The following is a 22547-nucleotide window of genomic DNA, read 5'->3' on the forward strand; positions in this document are numbered from 1 at the left end:
CGGTGAACTGCTCTATCCTTTGTGGCTGACGCAATTCCGGACGGAAAACCGCTGCGCACTTTTCCTGGAATTGTTTACGTCGGATTTACTGAACGAGCAGCAGCGAGCCGTCCTGGACCTGGTATTTCTGCAACCGCTGCAGGAAGCTCATGCCGATCAGGTTGGTCTGCAGCGCCCTGTCGTCGAGCACCATCGCCTGGACGTTGTCGACCGAGATCTTGCCGATCTGCAGGCGGTCGACCGTCACCACGGCGGCCTTTACCGCGCCGTTGGCGGTGCTCACCGATCGATTGAAGTCGGACGGATTGAGCGAGACGCCGATCCTGCGCGCCGTCGAGGTGTTGATGGCGACCAGCGTCGCGCCGGTGTCGATCATGCCATCGATCTGGCGGCCATTGAGCTTGAACTGCGACGTGAAGTGGCCGCGCGCATCGGCGTTGACCAGCACCTGGCGGCCGAGCGGCATCGGCGCGGCTGGTTTGTTCGGGACCGAAGCGAGATTGACCAGGGGCTGAGCCTCCGGGGCTGCCGGCTGCGGGGCGACGGCCGATTTCAGCAGGCCGTCCACCAGATGCGGGTTAGCCTGATAGACGATCGGAATCGAAGCCGAAGTTCCGGCAAAGATGCCGAGGATGAGAAGCTTGCGCAGCATGGATGCCCCTAAAGCGTTTTCACCGTTTCACGAAAACGTTGAACCGCTCTTATCCCTTTGGTTTGGAGCAATCCCGAAAGGAAAACCGCTTCACACTTTTGCTGGAATTGCTCCCGAAGGCCTCCATCCTTATGCCGATATGGTGTGTGCGACTTTAACGCGTGTGGGAAACCGCAAGCTTGCGTAAACGGCCAGTTAAGAACGGCGCTCACTTTGTGCCGTACATGCGGTCGCCGGCGTCGCCGAGGCCCGGCATGATGTAACCCTTGTCGTTCAACTGCCGGTCTATCGAGGCGGTGAAGATCGGCACGTCCGGATGCGCCTTGGTGAAACGCTCGATGCCTTCGGGGGCGGCAAGCAGGCAGAGGAAGCGGATGTTGGTGGCGCCGCGCCCCTTCAGCTTGTCGATCGCGGCGATCGCGGAATTCGCGGTCGCCAGCATCGGATCGACGACGATCACCAGGCGGTCGGCAAGATCGCTCGGCGCCTTGAAGAAATACTCGACCGCTTCAAGCGTCTCGTGGTCGCGGTAGAGGCCGATATGGGCGACGCGCGCGGCCGGCACCAGGTCGAGCAGGCCCTCGAGCAGGCCGTTGCCGGCGCGCAGCACCGAGGCGAAGACCAGCTTTTTGCCTTCCAGCGTCGGTGCCTCCATCTCCTCGATCGGCGTCTCGATCATGGTCGTGGTCAGTTCGAGATTGCGGGTCACCTCATAGCCGAGCAGCAGTGAAATCTCGCGCAGCAGCCGCCGGAAGCCGGCCGTCGAGGTCTCCTTCTTGCGCATGATGGTCAGCTTGTGCTGGACGAGGGGATGGTCGACGACGGTGACGCCCTGCATGATGTGCTCCGACTGGTTCGGGGTAGTAGTCAGTAGTCAGTAGTGAGTAGTGAATAGTGAGCCGATTTGCGAGTCTTCGCCTGGGGAAAGCTCCGGCCTTCAACCGACCTATGCGCGCTCGGCCAAATGCATAACTACTGACTACCGACTACTCCCCTACTCACTCACCGCACCTTCGCGTCCAACCGGCTTAGCAGCACCGCCTTGGTCTTCTTGTCCACGAAGGCCGCTTCGATAGCCGTTCTGGTGATCCCGGCGAGCGCCTTGTCGTTCAAGGCGAAATGCTCGGCGGCGATATCGTATTCGCGCTTCAGCGAGGTCCAGAAGTAGGGCGGGTCGTCGGAGTTGAGCGTCACCTTGCAGCCGGCTGCGCGCAGCGCCGGAAAGGGATGGTCGGCGAAGCTGTCGAATACTTTCAGCGCGATATTGGAGCCCGGGCAGCATTCCAGCACCACGCCTTCGGCGGCGATGCGGCGGACCAGGTCAGGGTTCTCGATGGCGCGAACGCCGTGGCCGATGCGGGAGGGGCGGATGTGGTCGAGAGCCGCCGCCACACTTTCCCAGCCCATCAGCTCGCCGGCATGGATGGTGATGCCGAGACCCGCTTCGCGCGCGATCTCGAAGGCGCGGACATAATCCTCGAAGTCGCCGATGCGCTCGTCGCCGGCGACGCCGAAACCGGTCACCAGCGGGTGGCCGCAGCGTGCCGCGAAGCGCGCCGCCTGCTCGATCGCCTCGACCCCGACATGGCGCACGCCGGTGACGATCATGCGGCCCTCGATACCGGTCTTGGCCTTGGCGCGGGTCATGCCTTCGCCCAGCGCATCCGTATAGGCTTTTGGCGACAGGCCGGCCTTTTTGGCATGGTCCGGCGAGGTGAAAATCTCGGAATAGATGGCACCGTCGCGGGCGAGGCTGGTCAGATAGTAGTCGGCGAGGCGGGCATAGTCCTCCTCCGTGCGAAACAGGTCGGAAGCGAAATCGTAAGCCGCGAGAAACGAGGTGAAGTCCTGCCAGACGAAGGAGCCGTCCCGGATGTAGGGCGAAGGGTCCTTGCCGTATTTGCGGGCTTGGGCGACGACGAGCTCGGGCGCCGCCGCCCCTTCGATGTGGCAGTGCAGTTCGGCCTTCAAAATCATGCGGTCATCCCGTCCGATATGCTGCTCTCGCGCGGATTCTGGCCGGAAAATCATGCGTGGCCTTTCCCTGCCGCGTTTTGAAGGCGCGGCCGAAAACCGCGCCTTGGACAATAGCGTCGGCACCATCGATCGGCTATGGTCCCGCCGGTTTTATGGCGGATCAAAATAATGTCGGTTGAGAGAACCACGGCCGCGGGCGGCATGGAAACCTCCTATGGTTTCAGGAAGGTCGGGGAAGGCGAGAAGCAGCCCCTGGTCAACGACGTCTTCCATAAGGTGGCCAATCGGTACGACCTGATGAACGATCTGATGTCGGCCGGGTTGCATCGGCTGTGGAAGGACGCGACGGTCGCCTGGCTCAATCCGCCGAAGCGTGCGGGCTGGAAGGTGCTCGATGTTGCCGGCGGCACCGGCGATGTCGCCTTTCGCATCGTGGAGGCCAGCCAGCGCCAGGCCCATGCCACGGTGCTCGACATCAACGGCTCGATGCTGGCCGTCGGCCGCGACCGCGCCGAGAAGCTGGGGCTTGCCGCAAACACCGACTTCGTCGAGGCCAATGCCGAGGAATTGCCGTTCGAGGACGACAGCTTCGATGCCTATACGATTGCGTTCGGTATACGCAACGTGCCGCGCATCGAGGTCGCTCTTGACGAAGCCTATCGGGTGCTGAAGCGGGGCGGACGGTTTCTGTGCCTGGAGTTCTCCGAGGTTGACATGCCGCTACTCGACAAGGCCTATGAGGCCTGGTCGTTCAACGCCATCCCCAAAATCGGCAAGGCGGTGACCGGCGATGGCGAGCCCTATTCCTATCTCGTCGAATCGATCCGCAAGTTCCCCAATCAGCAGAATTTCGCAGCAATGATCACCCGCGCCGGCTTCGACCGCGTCACCTTCCGCAACTATTCGGGCGGCATCGCCGCCCTTCATTCCGGCTGGAAGCTTTGAGGCGCGGCACCTTGCAGCAGGCCGCTTTGAAGCAGGCAGCGCTATGAGCAGCGTCGCTGCCGCCTTCAGGCTCGCCAGGGCCGGCTGGGTGCTGGTCCGCGAGGGCGTCGTCGCGGCGCTGCCGGGCGAAGAGCTTTCCGGAATGCCGAAATTCGGCTGGCGCGTGGCGCGGCTTTTCACCCGCCGCCGGGCGCTGAGCTATCAGCGGGGCGACAGGCTGGCGCGGGCGGTGGTGCGGCTCGGACCTTCCTACGTCAAGCTCGGCCAGTTCCTGGCGACGCGGCCCGATGTCGTCGGCAACGACATGGCGCTGGACCTCGCGCTCTTGCAGGACAAGATGCATACCTTCCCGAGAGCGGAGGCGGTCCATGCGATCGAAGCCTCGCTCGGTCGCAGGATCGACGATCTCTATTCGAGCTTCGGCGAACCGGTGGCGGCGGCCTCTATCGCGCAGGTGCACGGCGCCGAAATCGTGCGCGAGGGTAGCGCTTCGCAGGTGGCGGTGAAAGTTATCCGGCCCGGCGTGCGGCACCGCTTCTTCCAGGATCTCGAAAGCTATTTCCTTGCCGCCCGCCTGCAGGAGAAATACATCCCCGCGTCGCGTCGCCTGCGCCCGGTCGAAGTGACCGAGACGCTGGCACAGACCACCAGAATCGAGATGGATCTGAGGCTCGAGGCAGCCGCGCTTTCCGAACTCGGCGAGAACACCAAGGACGATCCGGGCTTCCGCGTGCCGGCGGTCGACTGGGAGCGGACCGGCCGCGATGTCCTCACCATGGAGTGGATCGACGGCATCAAGATGAACGATCTCGCCGGTCTTGCCGACGCCGGCCACGACCTCAAGGCGATCGCCGCCAATCTGGTCCAGTCGTTTCTCAGGCACACGTTGCGCGACGGCTTCTTCCATGCCGATATGCATCCTGGAAATCTGTTCGTCGAGGCGAACGGCACCATCGTTGCCGTCGATCTCGGCATTGCAGGTCGGCTCGGCAGGAAGGAGCGCCGCTTCCTCGCCGAGATCCTCTACGGCTTCATCGTGCGCGATTATCAGCGCGTCGCCGAGGTGCATTTCGAGGCGGGCTACGTGCCGCGCCAACACAATGTCTCGGCCTTCGCGCAGGCGATCCGCGCCATCGGCGAGCCGATCCACGGCCAGTCGGCGGAGACCATCTCGATGGCGAAGCTGCTGACGCTGCTGTTCGAAGTCACCGAGCTGTTCGATATGGCGACGCGGACTGAGCTGGTGCTTTTGCAGAAGACCATGGTGGTTGTCGAAGGCGTCGCCCGCACGCTCGATCCGGCCTTCAACATGTGGAAGACGTCCGAGCCTGTGGTCAGCGACTGGATCGCGGGCAATCTCGGCCCGCGCGGCATGCTCACCGACGTGCGCGACGCGGGCAGAGCCCTTGTGTCGCTGGCAAGGCAGGCGCCGGATCTTGTGGCCCGCACCGAGCGGCTGTCGCGCGAGATCGATTTGATGGCGGAAAACGGCCTGCGCTTCGACGAAGCGACCGCGCGCGCGATAGGCAGGGCGGAAGCGCGCCACACCCGCTCCGGTCGAGTCGCGCTGTGGGTGATCGCGCTGACGCTGGTCTATATCACTTGGAAGTTGCTCTGACTGCCATGCGGCTTGTCGCCGGTTGATTGCATTGCTATCATTGCAAGCGCTACCTCACGCGAGTGCAATCACATGGCCAGCATCACGATCCGCAATCTGGATGACGAGGTGAAGGACCTGCTCCGGCAACTCGCGGCCGAAAATGGCTGCTCGATGGAGGAGCAGGCACGAGCGATGATACGCGCCGCGGTCGAAGGCCGGGCAGGGCAGGCCGACCGCATCGGTCAGATCGAAGAAAAGCTGCGTGCGCTGACAGGCTCAAAGGAGCGGGCGGCGCCGATTGTCGCCGCATCCGCCAAAACAGTTTCGCGAGGTTCTCTTTCCGGCAAGCGCATCCTGCTCATCATCGGCGGCGGCATTGCCGCCTACAAGACGCTCGACCTGATCCGGCGGTTGCGCGAGCGGGGCGCGTCGGTGCGGGTGGTGATGACGTCGGCCGCGCAGGAATTCGTCACCACGCTGTCGGTCGGCGCGCTTTCGGCCGACCATGTCTTCACCGAGCTGTTCGACCGCAAGGACGAGCACGATGTCGGCCATATCAGGCTGTCGCGCGAGGCCGATCTGCTGGTTGTCGCGCCGGCCACCGCCGACCTGATGGCGAAGCTCGCCAACGGCCATGCCAACGACCTCGCCTCGACGGTGCTTCTGGCCACCGACAAGAAGGTGCTGATGGCGCCGGCGATGAACCCGAAGATGTGGGGGCATCCGGCAACGCGGCGCAATCGGGCCACCTTGCAGAAGGACGGCGTCGCCTTTGTCGGCCCCGCCAAGGGCGAGATGGCCGAAAGCAACGAAGCGGGCGAGGGCCGCATGGCCGAACCGCTGGAGATCGTCGCTGCCATCGAGGCGATGCTCGACGAGAAGCCGAAACTGCTTGCCGGGCGCCGGATCATCGTCACCTCTGGTCCGACGCATGAGCCGATCGATCCGGTGCGCTACATCGCCAACCGCTCCTCGGGCAAGCAGGGCCATGCCATCGCGGCCGCGCTGGCTAAGCTCGGCGCTGATGTCAGGCTTGTCTCCGGCCCGGTCACCGTCGCCGATCCGGCCGGTGTCGCGACCACCCACGTCGAAACGGCCGCGCAGATGAAGCAAGCGGTCGAGAGCCTGCTGCCGGCGGATGCCGCCGTGTTCGTTGCCGCCGTCGCCGACTGGCGCACGCAAAACGCCGCCGGCGAGAAGATCAAGAAGGTTGTGGGCAAGGGACCGCCTTCGCTGCGGATGGTCGAGAACCCCGACATCCTCGCCGGCATCGGCCATCACGTTCAGCGGCCCAGACTCGTCGTCGGCTTTGCCGCAGAGACACAGGACCTCATCGCCAATGCCGAGGCGAAGCTCAGGAAAAAGGGCGCGGACTTCATCGTCGCCAATGACGTTTCGCATGAAAGCGGCATCGGTCCATCCGGCGTGATGGGCGGCGACCGCAACAAGGTGCGCATCGTGTCCAGGACCGGCGTCGAGGAATGGCCGGAAATGGGCAAGGACGAAGTGGCGGCGCGGCTCGCCGCGCTGATTGCCGAGCGGCTGCAGCAGACTGTGGTCGTCTGAGCCCGAGCGGCAAGCCGGCGCCTCGGCCGCGGCCGCCGTGACATCCCCGTCAACCCGCTGCCAATCTCGCGCGGTTTGTCGCTGAAAATATCCTCAGCGCCGCCAGGCAGCCGAACACGCCGAGGGGCACGAAGGCCAGAAACAGCCAGCTGGCGACGCCTGCGGCCGCTTCACGGCTCAGACCTTCCGAGAAGCCGCTGGCATTGGCGACGATGCCGGCAAGCGCTGCGCCTACCGCATAGCCGATGCGCTGCATGGTCGGCACGGCGGCCGAGGCGATGGTCTGCTCACCGTCGCGGGCCGAGGCGACGATGACGCGCGTGAGGAAGGGCCAGCAAACGCCGAAGCCGCCGCCCTGCAAAAGGGCGCAGAGCAGGATCAGCGGGATCGAGCCTGCCGGGATTGTGTAGGCGAAGCCGGCGAGGCCGGAGGCGATCATCAAGGCGCCGACGACGATGATCAGCCTCTCGCGCTCCAGCGGTGCATTGGCGATGAGGATCGACAGGATCGACCAGGCGATCGATTCTGCGGCGATGATGTAGCCGGTGGTCAGGATCGGAATGCCGTGCAACGTGGTCAGAAGCAGCGGCCCGTAAATGGTGAAGGTGCAGGTCGCCACGGAGAAAGCCGCAACCATCGTCATGCCGCTGCCAAGCGGCGAGCGCCATGAAAACAGAGGCGACGGGAAGAGCCGGGATTGCGGTCTAAGCGCATCCACGTGGAAGAAAAGCGCTAGGCCGATCAGGCCGAGGAAGAGGAGCAGCGACGAGCGCAACAGGGCGATATCGATGCCGGCGGCGGCGATCAGCACGACGCTGAGGGCGAGACAGGCAAGCGCGGGATAGGGAAAGGGCGGTGCCTTGCCGCCGCTCGCCTGCGGCTTCCTCGCTTCAGGCGTGTCGAGCACGACGAAGCTTGCCAGCGCCATCGCCGCGCCGCCGAAGGTGAATACGCCGAAAGCCCATCGCCACGACAGGAATTCGGTCATGAGAGCGCCGAGCATCGGGCCGCTGAAGGCGGCGACGCCCCAGATCGCGGACATGATGCCGAAGAGCTGCGGCCAGATGTTGCGTGGAAACAGGCGCTCGACCGAGACGAAAGCCAGCGATACCAGCGCGCCGCCGCCAAGCCCTTCGACCAGACGCCCGATGAGGAACAAGGGCATGGAAGGCGCGGCGGCGCAGATCAGCGCGCCGGTCGCGTAGAGCAGGGCGGCGACCATCATGTTGGAGCGCAGGGCGACATAACTGACCAGCCGGCCCGCAGCGGCGCCGGCGACGATCGCGCCGAGCTCGTAGATCGCCAGCGACCAGCCGACCAGCTGGACGCCCGCCAGTTCGCCGACCATGGCCGGCATCACCGTCGCCACCATTGTTTCGTTGGTGGCATGCAGCAGGATGCCGAGGCTGACGAAGCAGAAGCGCGCCAGATCGCCACTTGCCCACAGCGCCCGCCAATCCACCCTCTTGCTGGCCACCCTGTTGCTGGCCACCTTGTTGCCGCTCGCTGCCGTCACGCCGATCTCCTGCTTGTTTTGCGCACCTCATCCGCGTTGCGAACGAGGGGCAAGATCCAGTTCGGCAGGGCTTGTAGAACCTCAAGCGCAGTTGAGCTCAAGAGGCTTTTTCGCGGATTTCGAGGCAAGCCACCATTGGCGCCGAAGGGCTTTCCAAAGCACTCGGCCCGGAACAGATGTTCCGGGCCGAGTGCGGCGCAATGAATTTGAAAAGCCGAGGGCTCACTTGTAGGAGTGGACGAGGTCCAGCGACGCTACGGTGACGGCCAGGTTGAGGCCGGTCTGTGCCTGGACGCTGAGCGGCTCCAGCATGAAGGCGCTGTCCAAGCCGCCGACCAGGACGTTGGCGCCGCCGCCGGTCACCACGCTCGCCTCGGCGTTGACGCCGTAATAGCTGCCAGCGAGATCGCCCGCGTCATGGCTGCGGGTGGCGGCAAGCACCGCCCAGACGAGCTGGCCCTGATGCGTCTTGCCCACGTCGACGCCGAGCTTGGAGATCATCCCGGTATAAATCTCGGCCGGGCCGTGATGGGAGGGGCGGAAGACGCAGGAGACGCCCTTGTTCGACGTGATGACATAGCCGACACCGCCGTCGATGGTGCAATCGAGCGTGCCGAGCCGGAGCGTGCCGGCGCTGACCGGAGAAGCGAGGACCGTGGCGGCAAGCGCGGCAGCGGCACAGGCAAGTGTCTTGATCATTGGAAAGTCCCTTTCGCGAAAATCTTGGCCCCGGCTTAAACGATCGAGGTGCACGGAGCGTTCCGCCGAAACTTTGACGCGAACATGGCAAGGGTTACCGCATTGCCCTGGGCGGTTAACGGATCGCTATCGGCGTCTCCGCAGCGCATCATCGCGGCCGCCGACGGCGACCGGGAACGACGCCTAGGCGCCGTGCAATACACCCTTCCGGCGTCGGCTTGATCAGCTGGCGTTGCCGCCGGTGCGCGACAGACCGTCCTTAGCCGGCTGGTAGTTGGGGTCGAGGTGGACAGCCTCGCGATAGGACTTCGCGGCCCTTCCCTTGTCGCCGCGCTTTTCGTAGATCAGCGCCTGGTTGGCCCAGGCCTCTGCGTTCTTGCCGTCGAGCTTGATGGCCATGTTGAAGTCGGAGAAGGCGTTGTCCTCGTCGCCTGTCGCCAGATAGGAGAGGCCGCGGCCGTTGTAGGGCTCGGCGGCGTCCGGCGCCAGCGAGATCGCGGTCGAGAAATCCTCGATGGCGAATTTGTGCTGGCCCTGGCTCTGATAGATCAGGCCGCGATTGTGGTAGGCGCGGGCATCGGTGGTGTCGAGTTGGATCGCCTTCTGGAAGTCGTTGAAGGCATCCTGGGTGCGGCCCGCCTTGCGGTAGAGATTGCCGCGGCCGATATAGGCTGCGTCGTAGCTGGCGTTGATCTGGATCGAGCGGTTGTAGTCGGCCAAAGCGGCTTCCTGATTGCCGAGGAAGCGCTGGATCAGCGCGCGATTCGAATAGGCCTGGTAGAAGTTCGGATTGAGCTGGATCGCCTGGTTGAAGTCCTTGAGCGCCGCCTGGTACTGGCCGCCGCGGCCATAGGCCGAGCCGCGCACGTTATAGCCCTCGGGATCCTGCGGATTGCGCTGGATGACCGCCGAAAGCGAGGAGATGTTCTCGCTCGACGCCTGCGCCTTGTCGATCGAGTTGAACTCACCCGTCGGGGTCGTCTGGCATGCTGCAAGCGTCAGACCCGAAAGCAGGGCCGCCGTCAGGGCGAAGCCGCGAAAAGCGGTTTTGCGCTCCACGGTAATTGCGTTCATCTTTGTCCTCACTGCCGCAGCGCCGTCAGTCCGTTCCCTCTCCGAACCGGCTCCAATACATAAACAAAAAGGTGGCGGCGATTCCGCATCGCGCCACCTTCGGTATCCTTCGAAAAGGACGAAAAATAGGCGTTATGAGCGCGGCGAGCGCGATGCGCCGGCGGCACCAGCCGGAGCCGGGCGCGGGGTCATCGGCAGCAGGCCTTCGCGCTGGGCGCGCTTGCGGGCCAGCTTGCGGGCGCGGCGCACGGCCTCGGCCTTCTCGCGGGCACGCTTCTCGGATGGCTTCTCGTAGTGACCGCGCATCTTCATTTCGCGGAAAATACCTTCGCGCTGCATCTTCTTCTTCAGCGCGCGAAGCGCCTGATCAACGTTGTTATCGCGGACGAGTACCTGCACGGGCAATCCTGTCTTCGGGTTTGAAATCATTAGGCAAACAGCCATAGCTGACATGCCTCCGCGGCGAATTGCACCGCGAATTGTGGCGGCTGATAGCAGAATCAGGCTGGGATGTCCACCTCCGATTGCGCGAAACGGCGATCAAAAACCCGAGCGCTGCGCCCGCATGTTTGCTCGCGCTACGCGGTCGCCAGATGGTGGCGCGCAAAGTCCTCGAAAAACTCACCATAATCGCAGGTGATTTCCTCGCCTGCGGCGATGTCGCGAATGGCTGTGGCGCCGCCATACTGCGAGAAATCCGTGTTCGGCCGCTCCGAATGGTTCATGAAGCGGCCATTGTCCACCTCATAAACCATGAAGCCGGGCTTGTCCGGGCTCGGATAGGCATAGCGGTCGAGCAACTCGCGCAGATGCGGCGGCGCCGCCTCATATTTATCCATCGGGATCAGCCGGTCGAAATCCGGATCGAGGCGCCAGATCGAAGCGCCCTTACGGATCGGCTCGGCGGCGAAGACCCCGACCCCCTCGATGGCGCTCTGGGCAACATAGGTTCTGATCAGCAGCATCGTTCCGGTCCGATTTCGACGGAAACGAAAATCGTCAAAATGAACGGGAATGCAAGGCCGCATCGCAACATTTTGGCGGATGGGCATGTCTGTCGTCTGCCAAAATAGATCATGTCCGGTTGATCGAGACACCGCCATCGGCAAACAGCGCGGTTCCGGTGGTGAAGCTCGACGCATCCGAGGCAAGGTAAAGCGCGGAGCGGGCGATCTCTTCCGGCTGCGCCATGCGCTTCAAAGCATGAATGCCTTCGACGAAAGCGCGCGCCTCGGGCGTGGTCGTGGTTGCGCCGGGCGTGTCGGTGCCGCCGGGCAGCAGTGCGTTGACGCGCAGCCCTTGCGGACCATATTCGGCAGCGAGCACCTGCGTCAGGCCGATCAGTCCGGCCTTGGCAGCGGCGTAGGCCGCCATGCCCGGCATGCCGGCGGTGTAGCCGACGAAGCTCGAGGTGAAGATCAGGGAGCCGCCGCCGCGCTCCAGCATGGCCGGTATCTGGTGCCTTGCGGCGAGGTAGGCGCTGGTCAGATTGGTGTCCATCGTCTCGTGCCAGGTGGCTGGCGCCATATCGGTCACCGGTCCCATCACGCCGACGGCGCCGGCATTGTTGAAGGCGATGTCGAGGCCGCCAAACCTTGCGACGGCGAATTCGACGAGCGCCTTCGCATAGGCCTCGTCCCTTATATCGCCGGCAAGCGCGGCTGCCGTGCCGCCGGCCGCTTCGATCTCGCCGACGAGCACGTCGAGCTCGGCCTGACGCCGGGCCGCGACGACCAGGGATGCGCCTTGCTCGGCAAACAGTTTGGCGGTGGCGCGGCCGATGCCGGAGCTCGCGCCGGTGACGATGGCGACCTTGTTTGTAAGGGTGAACATGTCTTTGCATCCTTCCTCTGTACCGGGCTTGCCGGCGGTTGGATGCTTGGTCGCAGATGAGGATTACGGCGGCCACCCGAAACCGGCAAAGGCGCCATTGCCCTACTGCCGCAACAGCCAAGCCAGCCGATCCAGCGAGAAGGCGTAGCTGAGGGCAATCAGCAGAGCCATGACGATGCCGATGGCCGCGTGACCGGTCAGATAGAAACCCGCGGCGCCGCCGCACAGGATGACAAGTTCCAGCGCCAGCCTGACGGCGCCGGGCACAGGCACTGGAGCTCGACCCGACCGGCTCGGATCATTGAGCACGGCGAAAGTGCCCCACAGCACCGCCGCGACGAGCGGCAAGGCGACGGCAAGAATCCAACGGCTGAAATCGACGGCAAAGCTCCAGCCGACCATGCCGAGCCCAAGCAGCGCTGCAAGTTCCAGCAGGAAGCGCAGGGTCAGATTCCACCAGGCATTACCCATTGTCGTCCCCCAGCATCACGCGACAGGAGTGTCGGCGAACGGAACCACGGAAGCCAGAGCAGACGCTTCGTTTTTTGACCGTGGCGCAAAACGGCAAGCGCCGTCGCAAACAGCGCAAGGATGACATCGCGGTTTCGCTAGTGATACACCTCGCGTGACGGGAGAGGCCCGAACGACATCCGCGATTTTTGGCGCGAGGCTTAACGTGAAGAAATACTCGGTATTCGCCATTGCCCGCGAGGCGATGCGCGGCCACAGAGGCTGGGAAGAGCAGTGGACGTCGCCCGAGCCGAGGAAGGAATACGACGTCATCATCGTCGGCGCCGGCGGACACGGCCTGGCGACGGCCTATTATCTGGCGAGCGAGCACGGCATCACCAACATCGCGGTGCTGGAAAAGGGCTGGCTCGGCGGCGGCAACACCGGCCGCAACACCACCATCATCCGTTCCAATTATCTCTATGACGAGAGCGCCGGCATCTACGACCATGCGCTGAAGCTGTGGGACGGGCTCAGCCAGGAGCTCAACTACAACGTCATGTATTCGCCGCGCGGCGTCATGATGCTGGCGCATAATGTGCATGACGTCCAGGTGTTCAAGCGCCACATCCATGCCAACCGCCTCAACGGCATCGACAATGAATGGCTGACGCCGGAACAGGCGAAGGAATTCTGCCCGCCGCTCAACATCTCCAGGGATGCGCGCTATCCAGTGATGGGCGCCGCGCTGCAGCGCCGCGGCGGCACGGCGCGTCACGACGCGGTCGCCTGGGGCTATGCGCGCGGGGCTTCGGCGCGCGGCGTGCACATCATCCAGAATTGCGAGGTCACCGGCATCAAGCGCGCGGCCAATGGCGCTGTGAGCGGGGTAGAGACGACGCGCGGCTTCATCGGCGCCAAGAAGGTCGGCGTGGTCGCTGCCGGCCATTCCTCCGTGATCATGAACATGGCGGGCGTGCGCATGCCGCTCGAAAGCTATCCCCTGCAGGCGCTGGTGTCGGAGCCGGTCAAGCCGGTGGTGCCCTGCGTGGTGATGTCGAACACGGTGCACGCCTATATCTCGCAGTCGGACAAAGGCGAGCTGGTGATCGGCGCCGGCACCGACCAGTATGTCTCCTATTCGCAAACCGGCGGCCTGCACATATTGCAGCACACGCTCGACGCCATCTGCGAGATGTTCCCGATCTTCACCCGCATGAAGATGCTGCGCTCCTGGGGCGGCATCGTCGACGTGACCCCCGACCGCTCGCCCATCCTGGCGAAGACACCGGTCCAGGGCCTCTACGTCAATTGCGGCTGGGGCACCGGCGGCTTCAAGGCGACGCCCGGCTCGGGCAACGTCTTCGCGCACACGATCGCCAAGGACGAGCCGCACCCGATCAACGCGCCCTTCACGCTTGAGCGCTTCCGCACGGGACGTCTCATCGACGAGGCCGCCGCGGCGGCTGTGGCACACTGACGATGGGCCAAATGACCCTTAAGCCGCTTTGCGATCAACCGGCCGGCGCCCGCGTCGGCCATGGCGAGTTGTAGGATCCACCGAAAATGCTTCTCATCCGCTGCCCCTATTGCGAGGAAGAGCGCCCGGAACTCGAGTTCCGCAATGCCGGCGAGGCGCATATTGCGCGCCCGACCAACATTGCCGCCGAGAGCGACGACGATTTCGAGAAATTCTTCTTCATCCGCGCCAACCCTAAAGGCGTCATCTATGAGCGCTGGCGGCACATCCATGGCTGCGCCCGCTTCTTCAACGCGGTGCGCGATACGGTCACCGACAGGTTCGTCATGACCTACAAGGCCGGCGAGCCGAAGCCCGCGAAGCTGCCCGGAGCCTCAAAATGAACGCCGCGTTCCGCATTTCCGGCGCCGGTCGCCTCAGCCAGGCGAAGACTGCCTCCTTCAGCTTCGACGACAAGCCGTATATCGGCATAGAGGGCGACACGCTGGCCTCGGCGCTGCTCGCCAACGGCGTGCACCTGGTCGGCCGCTCGTTCAAATATCACCGTCCGCGCGGCTTCCTGTCGGCCGGCGCGGAAGAACCCAACGCGCTGGTGCAGATCGTGCGCGACGATGCGCGCAAGACGCCGAATGTGCGGGCGACAGTGCAGGAGCTCTATGACGGGCTGACGGCCAACTCGCAGAACCGCTGGCCGTCGCTTGCCTTCGACGTCGGCGCCGTCAACGACATCGCATCACCGATGTTTTCGGCCGGCTTCTACTACAAGACCTTCATGTGGCCGAAATGGGCCTGGAAGGATCTCTACGAGCCGAAGATCCGCGCTGCCGCGGGCCTCGGCGTTTCGCCGGACAAGCCGGATCCCGACCATTATGCCGCGCGCTACGCGCATTGCGAGGTGCTGGTGCTGGGCGGCGGCGCCGCCGGCATCGCGGCCGCGCTCGCCGCGGCCGAAACCGGCGTGCGGGTGATCCTCGCCGACGAGCAAGCCGAATTCGGCGGCAGCCTGCGCTTCGAGAGCGGCGCCAGGATCGACGGCCAGGACGGTTATGCCTGGGCGCAAGCGGCGATCGCGAAGCTCAAGGCGATGGACAATGTGCGCGTGCTGTCGCGCACGACCGCCTTCGGCTATTACGCGCAGAACTTCGTCGGACTGGTCGAGCGGGTCAGTGACCATCTCAAGAGCCCGGGCCGGGAGCTTGCGCGAGAACGCCTGTGGCAGGTTCGCGCCAAGCGCGTCGTGATCGCCACCGGCGCCATCGAGCGCCACATGGTGTTTGCCAACAACGACCGTCCGGGTGTGATGCTCGCTTCGGCGGCGCGCACCTACCTCAACCATTATGGCGTCGCGGTCGGCAGGAATATCGGCGTCTATACGGCCAACGATTCCGCCTACGCCGCCGCGATCGACCTCAAGAAGGCCGGCATCAACATCGCGGCGATCGTCGACCTGCGCGATAACCCGGCCGGACCGGTGATCGACGAGGCGAGGGCGCTCGGCATCGAGATCAATTTTGGCCGCGCGGTGGTCAGCGCCGGCGGCAAATTGCGTGTGTCGTCAATGACCGTGCAGCCGAAGAATGGCGGAGGCGAGCGGACCATCCCGGTTGACGCGATCCTCATGTCGGCCGGCTGGACGCCATCGGTGCATCTGTTCTCGCAATCGCGCGGCAAGGTCGCCTTCAACGACGAGACCAAGCGCTTCGTGCCGGGCACCTACGCGCAGGACTGCGTCTCGGTCGGCGCCTGCAACGGAACCGACGGGCTGGCCGCCTCAGTTGACGAGGCTTACGCGGCGGGCGCCAAGGCGGCGAAGGAGGCCGGCGGCAAGGTTGGTAAGGGCGCCAAGCCCAAGGTCGACGCCGGCGAGAGCTGGTCGCGCGGTATGTTGGGCGCCGCGCCCGGTGCCGGCCCGGGCACGACGGTCAAGGCCTTTCTCGATTTCCAGAACGACGTCACTGCCAAGGACATCCGCCAGGCGGTGCATGAAGGCATGCACTCGATCGAGCACGTCAAGCGCTTCACCACCAACGGTATGGCGACCGACCAGGGCAAGACGTCGAACATGCACGGCCTGGCGATCGCCGCCGAGACGCTCGGCAAGCCGATCCCGCAGGTCGGCCTCACCACCTTCCGGGCACCTTACACGCCGGTGACGTTCGGCTCGATCGTCGGCCACGCGCGCGGCGCGCTGTTCGACCCGACCCGCCGCACGGCCACGCATGGCTGGGCCGCGTCGCATGGTGCCGTGTTCGAGGATGTCGGCCATTGGAAGCGCACCTGGTATTTCCCCAAGGCAGGCGAGGACATGCATGCCGCCATCAACCGCGAATGCGTGACGGTGCGCAAGGCCGCCGGCCTGTTCGACGCCTCAACGCTCGGCAAGATCGAGGTGGTCGGGCCGGACGCGGCGAAGTTCATGGAGCTGCTCTACACCAATCCCTGGGAGAAGCTCGAAACCGGCCGCTGCCGTTACGGCATCATGCTGCGCGAGGACGGCTTCATCTATGATGACGGCGTCGTCGGCAGGCTGGCGCCGGACCGCTTCCACGTGACGACCACCACCGGCGGCGCGCCGCGCGTCATGAACCACATGGAGGATTACCTCCAGACCGAGTTCCCGCACTTGAATGTCTGGCTGACCTCGATCACCGAGCAATGGGCTGTCATTGCCGTGCAGGGGCCCAAGTCGCGCGACATCATCGCGCCGCTGATCGAGGGCATCGACATGTCGGACGAAGCGATGCCGCATATGTCGGTGCGCGAGGGCAAGATCTGCGGCGTGCCGACAAGGCTGTTCCGCATGTCCTTCACCGGCGAGCGCGGCTTCGAGGTCAACGTGCCGGCCGATTACGGCGAGGCCGTGTGGGAAGCGCTGTGGGCCGAAGGCCAGAAGCATGGCGCGACAGCTTACGGCACCGAGACGATGCACGTGCTGCGCGCCGAAAAGGGCTACATCATCGTCGGCCAGGATACCGACGGCACTGTGACGCCGAACGATGCAGGGCTCGACTGGGCAGTCGGCAAGAAGAAGACCGACTTCGTCGGCATCCGCGGCCTGACCCGGCCGGACCTTGTAGCCAAGGGCCGCAAGCAGCTGGTCGGCCTGAAGACCAAGGACCCGAAGGTCGTGCTGGAAGAGGGCGCGCAGATCGTCGCGGACCCGAAGCAGGCGATCCCGATGAAGATGATCGGCCACGTCACCTCCAGCTATTGGTCGGAGAATTGCGGACGCTCGATCGCGCTGGCGCTCGTCGCCGGCGGCCGCGACCGCATGGGCCAGACGCTCTATGTGCCGATGCCGAACGGCACGATCGAGGTGGAAGTCACCGGCATGGTGTTCGTCGACGAAAAGGGAGAACGCCTCAATGGCTAAGGCCGCCGCCAAGACAAAAGCCGCTGCTGCTTCCACCTCCGTCGAGCGTCGGCCCGCGCTTGCCGGCCGCACGCTGTCGGCGCCGGGCGTCAAGGTCGAGATGCTGCCGCCGGCTGAACGCATCTCGCTGCGCGCCCCCCAGACGTCGCTTGCCGCGCTTTCCGAGGCGCTCGGTCTCACGCTGCCGACAAAGCCCAAGACTTCGGCGACGAAGGACGGGCGCACGGCGCTGTGGCTCGGGCCGGACGAATGGATGATCATCGACGAGGCGGGAAACGATCCGCTCGCCGATTGCGCCAAGGTGACGGCGCTGCATTCGGCGGTCGGCATCTCGCACCGCAATGTCGGGATTTCCGTTGTCGGACCTGCCGCCGCGGCGACGGTCAATTCGGGTTGCCCGCAGGACCTGTCGCTCGAGGCTTTCCCGGTCGGTGCTGCCTCGCGCACCATTCTCGGCAAGTCCGAGATCGTGCTGCTGCGCAGCGCGGCCGATGCGTTCCGGGTGGAATGCTGGCGTTCCTTCTCGGACTATGTCTTCACTCTGCTGTCGGAAGCGGCGGTCGACGCGGCGAACTGAGCTTCGCGGCGTCGGTTTCAAGGAACCATCGCCAGTCCATGTCGTTTCTGCGGCTTGCGAGGGAGATTACCGATGCCGTCCAAATCCGCGCCGAAGTCATCCAAGAAGACAGCTGCAGTCCGCTCGCTGGAGCAGGAGCGGCGCCATGAGGTCGAGGAAGAGGAACTCGAGGAAGGCCTCGAGGACACATTTCCGGCCAGCGACCCGGTATCGATCACCAGCACTTCCATTCCCGGCGGACCGGCAAAGCCGAGTAAGGCCAAGACCGCGGCAGGAACGAAACCGCGCAAGAAATAGTCTCGAGCAAGTCCTCAGGGGCGCGGGCAGAAACGAAAAAGGGCGGCCAAATGCCGCCCGTTTTCGTTCGAAGTCTTGCCAATCGTGCTCAGAGGCCGGGCACAAACCAGGGGCTGACATCGATGCCGAGCCGCGGGCTCTTCGTCGTCTTGTTGGCGTCGGCCTTTTCCACCGAACCGGTCGGGGTGCAGTCGAGCTTCACGCTCGCGTTGGTCTGAGCGCAAGCCGCGGGGGCGTGCTTGGCCGGCTGGCTTGCGCCAGCGAAAGCGGTACCCGAGAAAGCCAGCACGGTGGCGAGAGCAAGGATGGTGTTCTTCATTTTCCGTCTCCAGTCAATCTTCCGTACGCGTACAATGCGATGTACAAATACGGTTAACGAAGTCGGAATTCAAGGAGGAATCTGTACGTGTACGACAAATTTTTTTGAACACAGGAATTCGCCGCCGCAAATCAGCGAAGCGATGCGAGCCGACGATCAAAGAGATCAGCAGTTGACGGGTGTTGCGGTCAGCGGCGGAATATCCTGCGCCTGCAATCCCGCCAGCGTGAAATCGCACATGCGCTTCACATAGGCCTGGGCGTCGCCGAACGGATAGAAGGGAAAGGTGATCAAGAGCGAGATCGTACCGTGGCCGACGGTCCACAGCATGGTGGCGATAGCGCGCGGGTCGCCCTTGAGCCTGCCGGCGGCAACGCAGGCCTCGACGCGTTTGATCAGCACCTTCATGGCCGGATTGCCTTCTTCCATGTCCGCATAGCTGCGTCCTTCAGGCAGCTTGGTCTTCTCGGTCATGAAGACGGTGCGATATTCGTTGGGGTTGCCGAGCCCGAAAGCCGCGTATTCGGTCATCACCGCCTTGAGCGCCTCGATCGGATCGTCCGCGGGATGCTCCTCGATGCGCCGCGCGAGCGTTTCGAAGGCGTCTTCGGCGAGTGCGAACAGAATGTCCTGCTTGTCGGCGAAATAGGAATAGACCGACATCGGCGCGTAGCCGACCCGCTTGGCCAGCTTGCGGATGGTCAGGCCCTCATAGCCCTCTTCCTGGACCAGCTTGTGAGCCGCCGCGACCAGTTCGGAGCGAAGCTCCGCCTTCTGTTTTTCGCGGCGTTTCTGAACGCTTAGCGCCAATATACGCTTGCCTTTGTGATTGGTTGCCTGACGAAATTATATACGCTGTACGGAAACGGACAAGGGCGCCTCCAGTTCCCTTGCGTGCGCTCTGCGTTTTAACGCAATCCGGATGGAAACAGCTAAGGCCCTTTCCTGGAATCGCTCAGATTGCGCCAATGCCGCCGTCGAGCGCCAGAGCGTGGCCGGTCATGAAGGAATTGGCCGGGTCGGCGAGGAACAGGATGCCGGTGGTGATCTCGTCGACCTCGCCGACACGCTTCATCGGCACGCCGCGCGTGAGCTCGGCCATCGCTTCGGCTTCGGGCGCTCTGGTGAAACGCACGAAGCCGTCGACCATCGCGGTGCGGGTGTGAGCCGGGCAGACCGCGTTGATGCGTATGCCCTTGCTGGCGTATTCCACGGCAGCCGAGCGCGTCAGCCCGACGACGCCGTGCTTGGCGGCGGCATAGACCGAAAGCTTCGGCGCGCCTGAGAGGCCGGCGACCGAGGCGATGTTGACGATGACGCCGCCCTTGCCGCTTTCCCTGAATTGCCGTTCCAACTGAGGAATCTGGTGTTTCATGGCATAGAAGACGCCGAGCAGGTCGACCTCCACCACGCGGCGCGCTTCCTCCGAGGTGACCTGCGGCAGGCGTGCGAAGGAGTGGACGATGCCGGCATTGTTGACGGCGATGTCGAGCCGGCCGAACCTTTGCACGGCCAGCTTCACCAGATCCTCCGAGAGCTTTTCGTCGGCGATGTTGCCGGCAAGGTGAGCCGTCTCGGCGTCGAGCGTTGCGGCGAAATCGCCAAGCGCAGACTCGTCGAGGTCGGACAGAACGAGCCGTGCCCCTTCCGCGGCGAAGGCCTTTGCCGCGCCGCTGCCGAGACCGCCGGTCGCGCCGGTGATCAGCACCGTCATCCCATCGAAACGGCCCATTGCCCGGCTTCTCCGCGTTCAGCTGTTCTCGTCAATCAGTTCCGCCGCGAGCGCGGCGAGCAGTTTTACCGCCTGGCCGTAGGTCCTTGCCTTTTCCGGATTGGAGGCGTTGCCGTCCAGCGCGCGGCGGTAGACGCCCTGGCAGATCGCCGCCAGCCGGAAGAAGGAGAAGGCGAGGAAGAAGGTCCAGTTGTCTATCTTCTCGATGCCGCGCCGTCTGCAGTAGGCCTCGACATAGGCTTCCTCGGAAGGCAGGCCGGCAGCGGCGCGGTCGATGCCGCCGAGGCCGCGAAAGCCCGAGGCATGCGGCAGCCGCCATTGCATGCATTGATAGGCGAGGTCGGCGAAGGGATGCCCGAGCGTCGACAGCTCCCAGTCGAGCAGCGCGATGATCTTCGGCGCGCCCGGCGCGAACATCATGTTGTCCAGCCGGTAGTCGCCATGGACTAGCGAGACGCGGCCGTCATCGGCCGGCATATGCGTTTCGAGCCACGCAATCAGCCTGTCCATGTCGGTTATGGTTTCGGTTTCGGAGGCCTTGTACTGGCTGGTCCAGCGCGCGAGCTGGCGCTCGAAATAGCTGCCGGGCCGGCCGAAATCGCCAAGTCCGACGGCGTCCACATCGATATCGTGCAAGGCGGCGAGCGTCGCATTCATGGCATCGTAGATCGCGGCGCGCTCTCCATTGCCGGATGCGTCCGGCAGTGACGGATCCCAGAAGATGCGGCCGTCGAGATATTCCATGACGTAGAACATGCGGCCGATCGGGGAGTCCTCGCCGGAAAGATGCAGCATGCGCGGCACCGGCACGGCCGTGCCGGCAAGCGCCCGCATGACCCGGAACTCGCGGTCGACCTGATGCGCGGATTTCAGCAACTGCCCCGGCGGCTTGGCGCGCAGCACATAGCGGCCGCTAGCGGCGGTCAAAAGATATGTCGGATTGGACTGGCCGGACTTGAATTTTTCAATCGCGGAAAGGCCGGTAAAGCCCGGAATATGCGCCTCGAGATAAGCCGCAAGCGCCGCCTGGTCTATGGCGCCGGCCTCGCCGCTCATGCGTTCTCGGGCTGACGCTCGATCAGCGTCAAGGTCAGCCAGCGCGCCGTCAGCGCCGGCTTCTTCGAACCTTCGATCTCGATGGTCACGTCATGCGCCGTCTGCACCCAGCCGGACGGCCTGACCTTGACGTCCGCCAGCACGAAGCGGGTGCGGATGCGCGAACCCGTCTTCACCGGCGCCAGGAAACGCAGCGTGTCGAAGCCGTGGTTGACGCCCATCTTGCTGTTTTCCAGCGGCGGCATGGTCTCAAAGGTCATTGCTGACAAAAGCGACAGCGACAGGAAGCCATGCGCGATGGTGCCGCCAAACGGCGTCTCGCGCGCGGCGCGCTCAGGATCGCAATGGATGAACTGATGGTCGTCGGTCGCATCGGCGAACTGGTCGATCATGCGCTGCGTCACCGTTCGCCAGGGCGAGACGCCGACCTCCTTGCCGACGCTTGCCAGAAGCGTATCGAGACTGATCGGTTCCACACTGATGTCCTCCGCAACCCGCCCGGATCGCGATTCCTCGAACCGGGCACCTTATTCCTTGAACAAAGTCATGCCATGCTGCACCGACTGGCCGCCGTCGATAGGCAGGATGGCGCCGGTGACATAGCTTCCGGCTCGGCTGCACAAATAAAGCGTTGCGCCGGCAATGTCATCCGCCACGCCGATGCGGCCGAGCGGAACATGGTTACCGACATGTTTCGCCTGCTCCTCGGTCGCGGTGGCAAAGGCCGTCATGCGGCTCTGGAAAGGACCGGGCGCAAAGGCGTTGACGGTGATGCGGCGGGCGGCGAACTCGATCGCCAGCGTGCGCGTCAAATGATGCACCGCCGCTTTCGAGGCGGCGTAGGAATAGGCGTCGTCGGCCAGCGGCTGGGTGCCCATCACCGAGCCGAGATTGATGACGCGGGCAGGATCCTCGTCGCTCGCGGCGGCATCGAGAAGCGGCAAGAGCTCCCGCGTCAGTTGGAAGACGGCGGTGACGTTGACGCCGAACACCTTGGCCCAGGCGTGGTAGGGGAAATCCTGCAGCGGTGCGCCCCAGGAAATGCCGGCATTGTTGACCAGGATGTGCAGGCGTTCCGTGCGTGCCTTGACCTCGGCGACCAGTGCCGCGATGCCAGCTTCGCTGGACACGTCGCCGGCAAAGCCCTCGGCATGGCCGGAGCCGCCGAGCGCGTTCAATTCGTTGGCGACTTTTGCGCAATCCTCGCCCTTGCGCGAGGCGATCATCACCTGAGCGCCGGCGCGCACCAGCCCGGTCGCCACCATGCGGCCGATGCCGGTCGCCGCACCCGTCACCAGCGCGGTCTTGCCGGCGACCGAGAACAGCTTGTCCAGATAGCTCATCGTGTTTCTCCGCATCCGGCCGGCCGGGACTCGCCCAAGGACTCGCGTTGACAAGGCT

General features: G+C 64.3%; 24 protein-coding genes. 8 read left to right on the forward strand and 16 right to left on the reverse strand.

All coding sequences use genetic code 11. From position 1 onward, the window contains the following. Positions 1–85: 85 nt before the first annotated feature. From LB526_RS04690 to LB526_RS04700, 3 genes are all read right to left on the reverse strand, one after another. Complete coding sequence (locus LB526_RS04690) at positions 86–652, reverse strand: TIGR02281 family clan AA aspartic protease (protein WP_224543461.1); 567 nt, start codon at positions 650–652, stop codon at positions 86–88. A 208-nt stretch (positions 653–860) separates the two neighbouring features. After that, on the reverse strand, positions 861–1490 hold the full coding sequence (upp, locus tag LB526_RS04695) for a uracil phosphoribosyltransferase (protein WP_027165262.1): 630 nt from the start codon (positions 1488–1490) through the stop codon (positions 861–863). Positions 1491–1654: 164 nt separating this feature from the next. Next, positions 1655–2629: an adenosine deaminase gene (locus LB526_RS04700; protein WP_224543460.1), complete on the reverse strand. Its 975-nt coding sequence runs from the start codon at positions 2627–2629 to the stop codon at positions 1655–1657. 168 nt (positions 2630–2797) lie between these two features. Between LB526_RS04700 and ubiE the strand changes: the two genes are divergently transcribed. The 3 genes from ubiE to coaBC all read left to right on the forward strand — a co-directional run bounded on the left by ubiE (position 2798) and on the right by coaBC (position 6740). Beyond that, positions 2798–3574: a bifunctional demethylmenaquinone methyltransferase/2-methoxy-6-polyprenyl-1,4-benzoquinol methylase UbiE gene (gene ubiE, locus LB526_RS04705; protein ID WP_224543458.1), complete on the forward strand. Its 777-nt coding sequence runs from the start codon at positions 2798–2800 to the stop codon at positions 3572–3574. Between the two features lie 43 nt (positions 3575–3617). Beyond that, a complete protein-coding gene (gene ubiB, locus LB526_RS04710) occupies positions 3618–5192 on the forward strand; it encodes a 2-polyprenylphenol 6-hydroxylase (RefSeq protein ID WP_224543456.1) in 1575 nt (524 codons plus the stop codon). A gap of 72 nt (positions 5193–5264) precedes the next feature. Further along, positions 5265–6740 carry a bifunctional phosphopantothenoylcysteine decarboxylase/phosphopantothenate--cysteine ligase CoaBC gene (gene coaBC, locus LB526_RS04715; protein WP_224543455.1) on the forward strand — a complete coding sequence of 492 codons (1476 nt, stop codon included), beginning with the start codon at positions 5265–5267 and terminating at the stop codon, positions 6738–6740. 49 nt (positions 6741–6789) lie between these two features. Here coaBC and LB526_RS04720 read toward each other — a convergent pair whose 3' ends face one another. The 7 genes from LB526_RS04720 to LB526_RS04750 form a co-directional block, all read right to left on the reverse strand. After that, positions 6790–8256 (reverse strand): MFS transporter, encoded by a 1467-nt coding sequence (locus LB526_RS04720; RefSeq protein ID WP_224626490.1) that lies wholly within the window; start codon positions 8254–8256, stop codon positions 6790–6792. 222 nt (positions 8257–8478) lie between these two features. Further along, complete coding sequence (locus tag LB526_RS04725; protein WP_140541919.1) at positions 8479–8955, reverse strand: DUF992 domain-containing protein; 477 nt, start codon at positions 8953–8955, stop codon at positions 8479–8481. Between the two features lie 222 nt (positions 8956–9177). Next, a complete protein-coding gene (locus LB526_RS04730; RefSeq protein WP_224626492.1) occupies positions 9178–10029 on the reverse strand; it encodes a tetratricopeptide repeat protein in 852 nt (283 codons plus the stop codon). 132 nt (positions 10030–10161) lie between these two features. Then, positions 10162–10428: a 30S ribosomal protein S21 gene (rpsU, locus tag LB526_RS04735; protein ID WP_027165252.1), complete on the reverse strand. Its 267-nt coding sequence runs from the start codon at positions 10426–10428 to the stop codon at positions 10162–10164. A gap of 179 nt (positions 10429–10607) precedes the next feature. Further along, positions 10608–10994, reverse strand: coding sequence for an SET domain-containing protein (locus LB526_RS04740; RefSeq protein WP_095766271.1), 387 nt, complete (start codon positions 10992–10994; stop codon positions 10608–10610). Between the two features lie 109 nt (positions 10995–11103). After that, a complete protein-coding gene (locus LB526_RS04745; RefSeq protein ID WP_224626495.1) occupies positions 11104–11862 on the reverse strand; it encodes an SDR family oxidoreductase in 759 nt (252 codons plus the stop codon). Between the two features lie 102 nt (positions 11863–11964). Further along, the gene (locus LB526_RS04750; protein ID WP_224626497.1) at positions 11965–12333 is read right to left on the reverse strand and encodes a YrdB family protein; all 369 of its coding nucleotides are present in this window, start codon (positions 12331–12333) and stop codon (positions 11965–11967) included. Between the two features lie 205 nt (positions 12334–12538). Here LB526_RS04750 and LB526_RS04755 point away from each other — a divergent pair, with 205 nt between their 5' ends. From LB526_RS04755 to LB526_RS04775, 5 genes are all read left to right on the forward strand, one after another. Beyond that, a complete protein-coding gene (locus tag LB526_RS04755; protein WP_224626499.1) occupies positions 12539–13792 on the forward strand; it encodes a sarcosine oxidase subunit beta in 1254 nt (417 codons plus the stop codon). An 86-nt stretch (positions 13793–13878) separates the two neighbouring features. Further along, positions 13879–14175, forward strand: coding sequence for a sarcosine oxidase subunit delta (locus tag LB526_RS04760; RefSeq protein WP_140541913.1), 297 nt, complete (start codon positions 13879–13881; stop codon positions 14173–14175). Further along, positions 14172–17165 (forward strand): sarcosine oxidase subunit alpha, encoded by a 2994-nt coding sequence (locus LB526_RS04765; protein ID WP_224626501.1) that lies wholly within the window; start codon positions 14172–14174, stop codon positions 17163–17165. Before LB526_RS04760 ends, LB526_RS04765 begins: the two co-directional genes overlap by 4 nt. Further along, positions 17158–17742 carry a sarcosine oxidase subunit gamma gene (locus LB526_RS04770; protein WP_224626502.1) on the forward strand — a complete coding sequence of 195 codons (585 nt, stop codon included), beginning with the start codon at positions 17158–17160 and terminating at the stop codon, positions 17740–17742. Before LB526_RS04765 ends, LB526_RS04770 begins: the two co-directional genes overlap by 8 nt. 72 nt (positions 17743–17814) lie before the next feature. Beyond that, a complete protein-coding gene (locus LB526_RS04775; protein ID WP_224626504.1) occupies positions 17815–18039 on the forward strand; it encodes a hypothetical protein in 225 nt (74 codons plus the stop codon). An 88-nt stretch (positions 18040–18127) separates the two neighbouring features. Here LB526_RS04775 and LB526_RS04780 read toward each other — a convergent pair whose 3' ends face one another. The 6 genes from LB526_RS04780 to LB526_RS04805 all read right to left on the reverse strand — a co-directional run bounded on the left by LB526_RS04780 (position 18128) and on the right by LB526_RS04805 (position 22489). Then, positions 18128–18358 (reverse strand): DUF680 domain-containing protein, encoded by a 231-nt coding sequence (locus LB526_RS04780; protein WP_224524049.1) that lies wholly within the window; start codon positions 18356–18358, stop codon positions 18128–18130. A gap of 165 nt (positions 18359–18523) precedes the next feature. Continuing rightward, positions 18524–19168: a TetR/AcrR family transcriptional regulator gene (locus LB526_RS04785; protein WP_095766278.1), complete on the reverse strand. Its 645-nt coding sequence runs from the start codon at positions 19166–19168 to the stop codon at positions 18524–18526. A 145-nt stretch (positions 19169–19313) separates the two neighbouring features. Then, a complete protein-coding gene (locus LB526_RS04790) occupies positions 19314–20090 on the reverse strand; it encodes an SDR family NAD(P)-dependent oxidoreductase (protein ID WP_224626506.1) in 777 nt (258 codons plus the stop codon). 18 nt (positions 20091–20108) lie between these two features. Further along, the gene (locus tag LB526_RS04795) at positions 20109–21146 is read right to left on the reverse strand and encodes a phosphotransferase family protein (RefSeq protein WP_224626508.1); all 1038 of its coding nucleotides are present in this window, start codon (positions 21144–21146) and stop codon (positions 20109–20111) included. Continuing rightward, positions 21143–21622 (reverse strand): MaoC family dehydratase, encoded by a 480-nt coding sequence (locus LB526_RS04800; RefSeq protein WP_095766281.1) that lies wholly within the window; start codon positions 21620–21622, stop codon positions 21143–21145. Before LB526_RS04800 ends, LB526_RS04795 begins: the two co-directional genes overlap by 4 nt. A gap of 51 nt (positions 21623–21673) precedes the next feature. Then, positions 21674–22489, reverse strand: coding sequence for an SDR family oxidoreductase (locus LB526_RS04805; RefSeq protein ID WP_224626510.1), 816 nt, complete (start codon positions 22487–22489; stop codon positions 21674–21676). Between the last annotated feature and the right edge of the window lie 58 nt (positions 22490–22547).

Source organism: Mesorhizobium sp. CA6 (genome assembly GCF_020165035.1).
Lineage (GTDB): Bacteria > Pseudomonadota > Alphaproteobacteria > Rhizobiales > Rhizobiaceae > Mesorhizobium.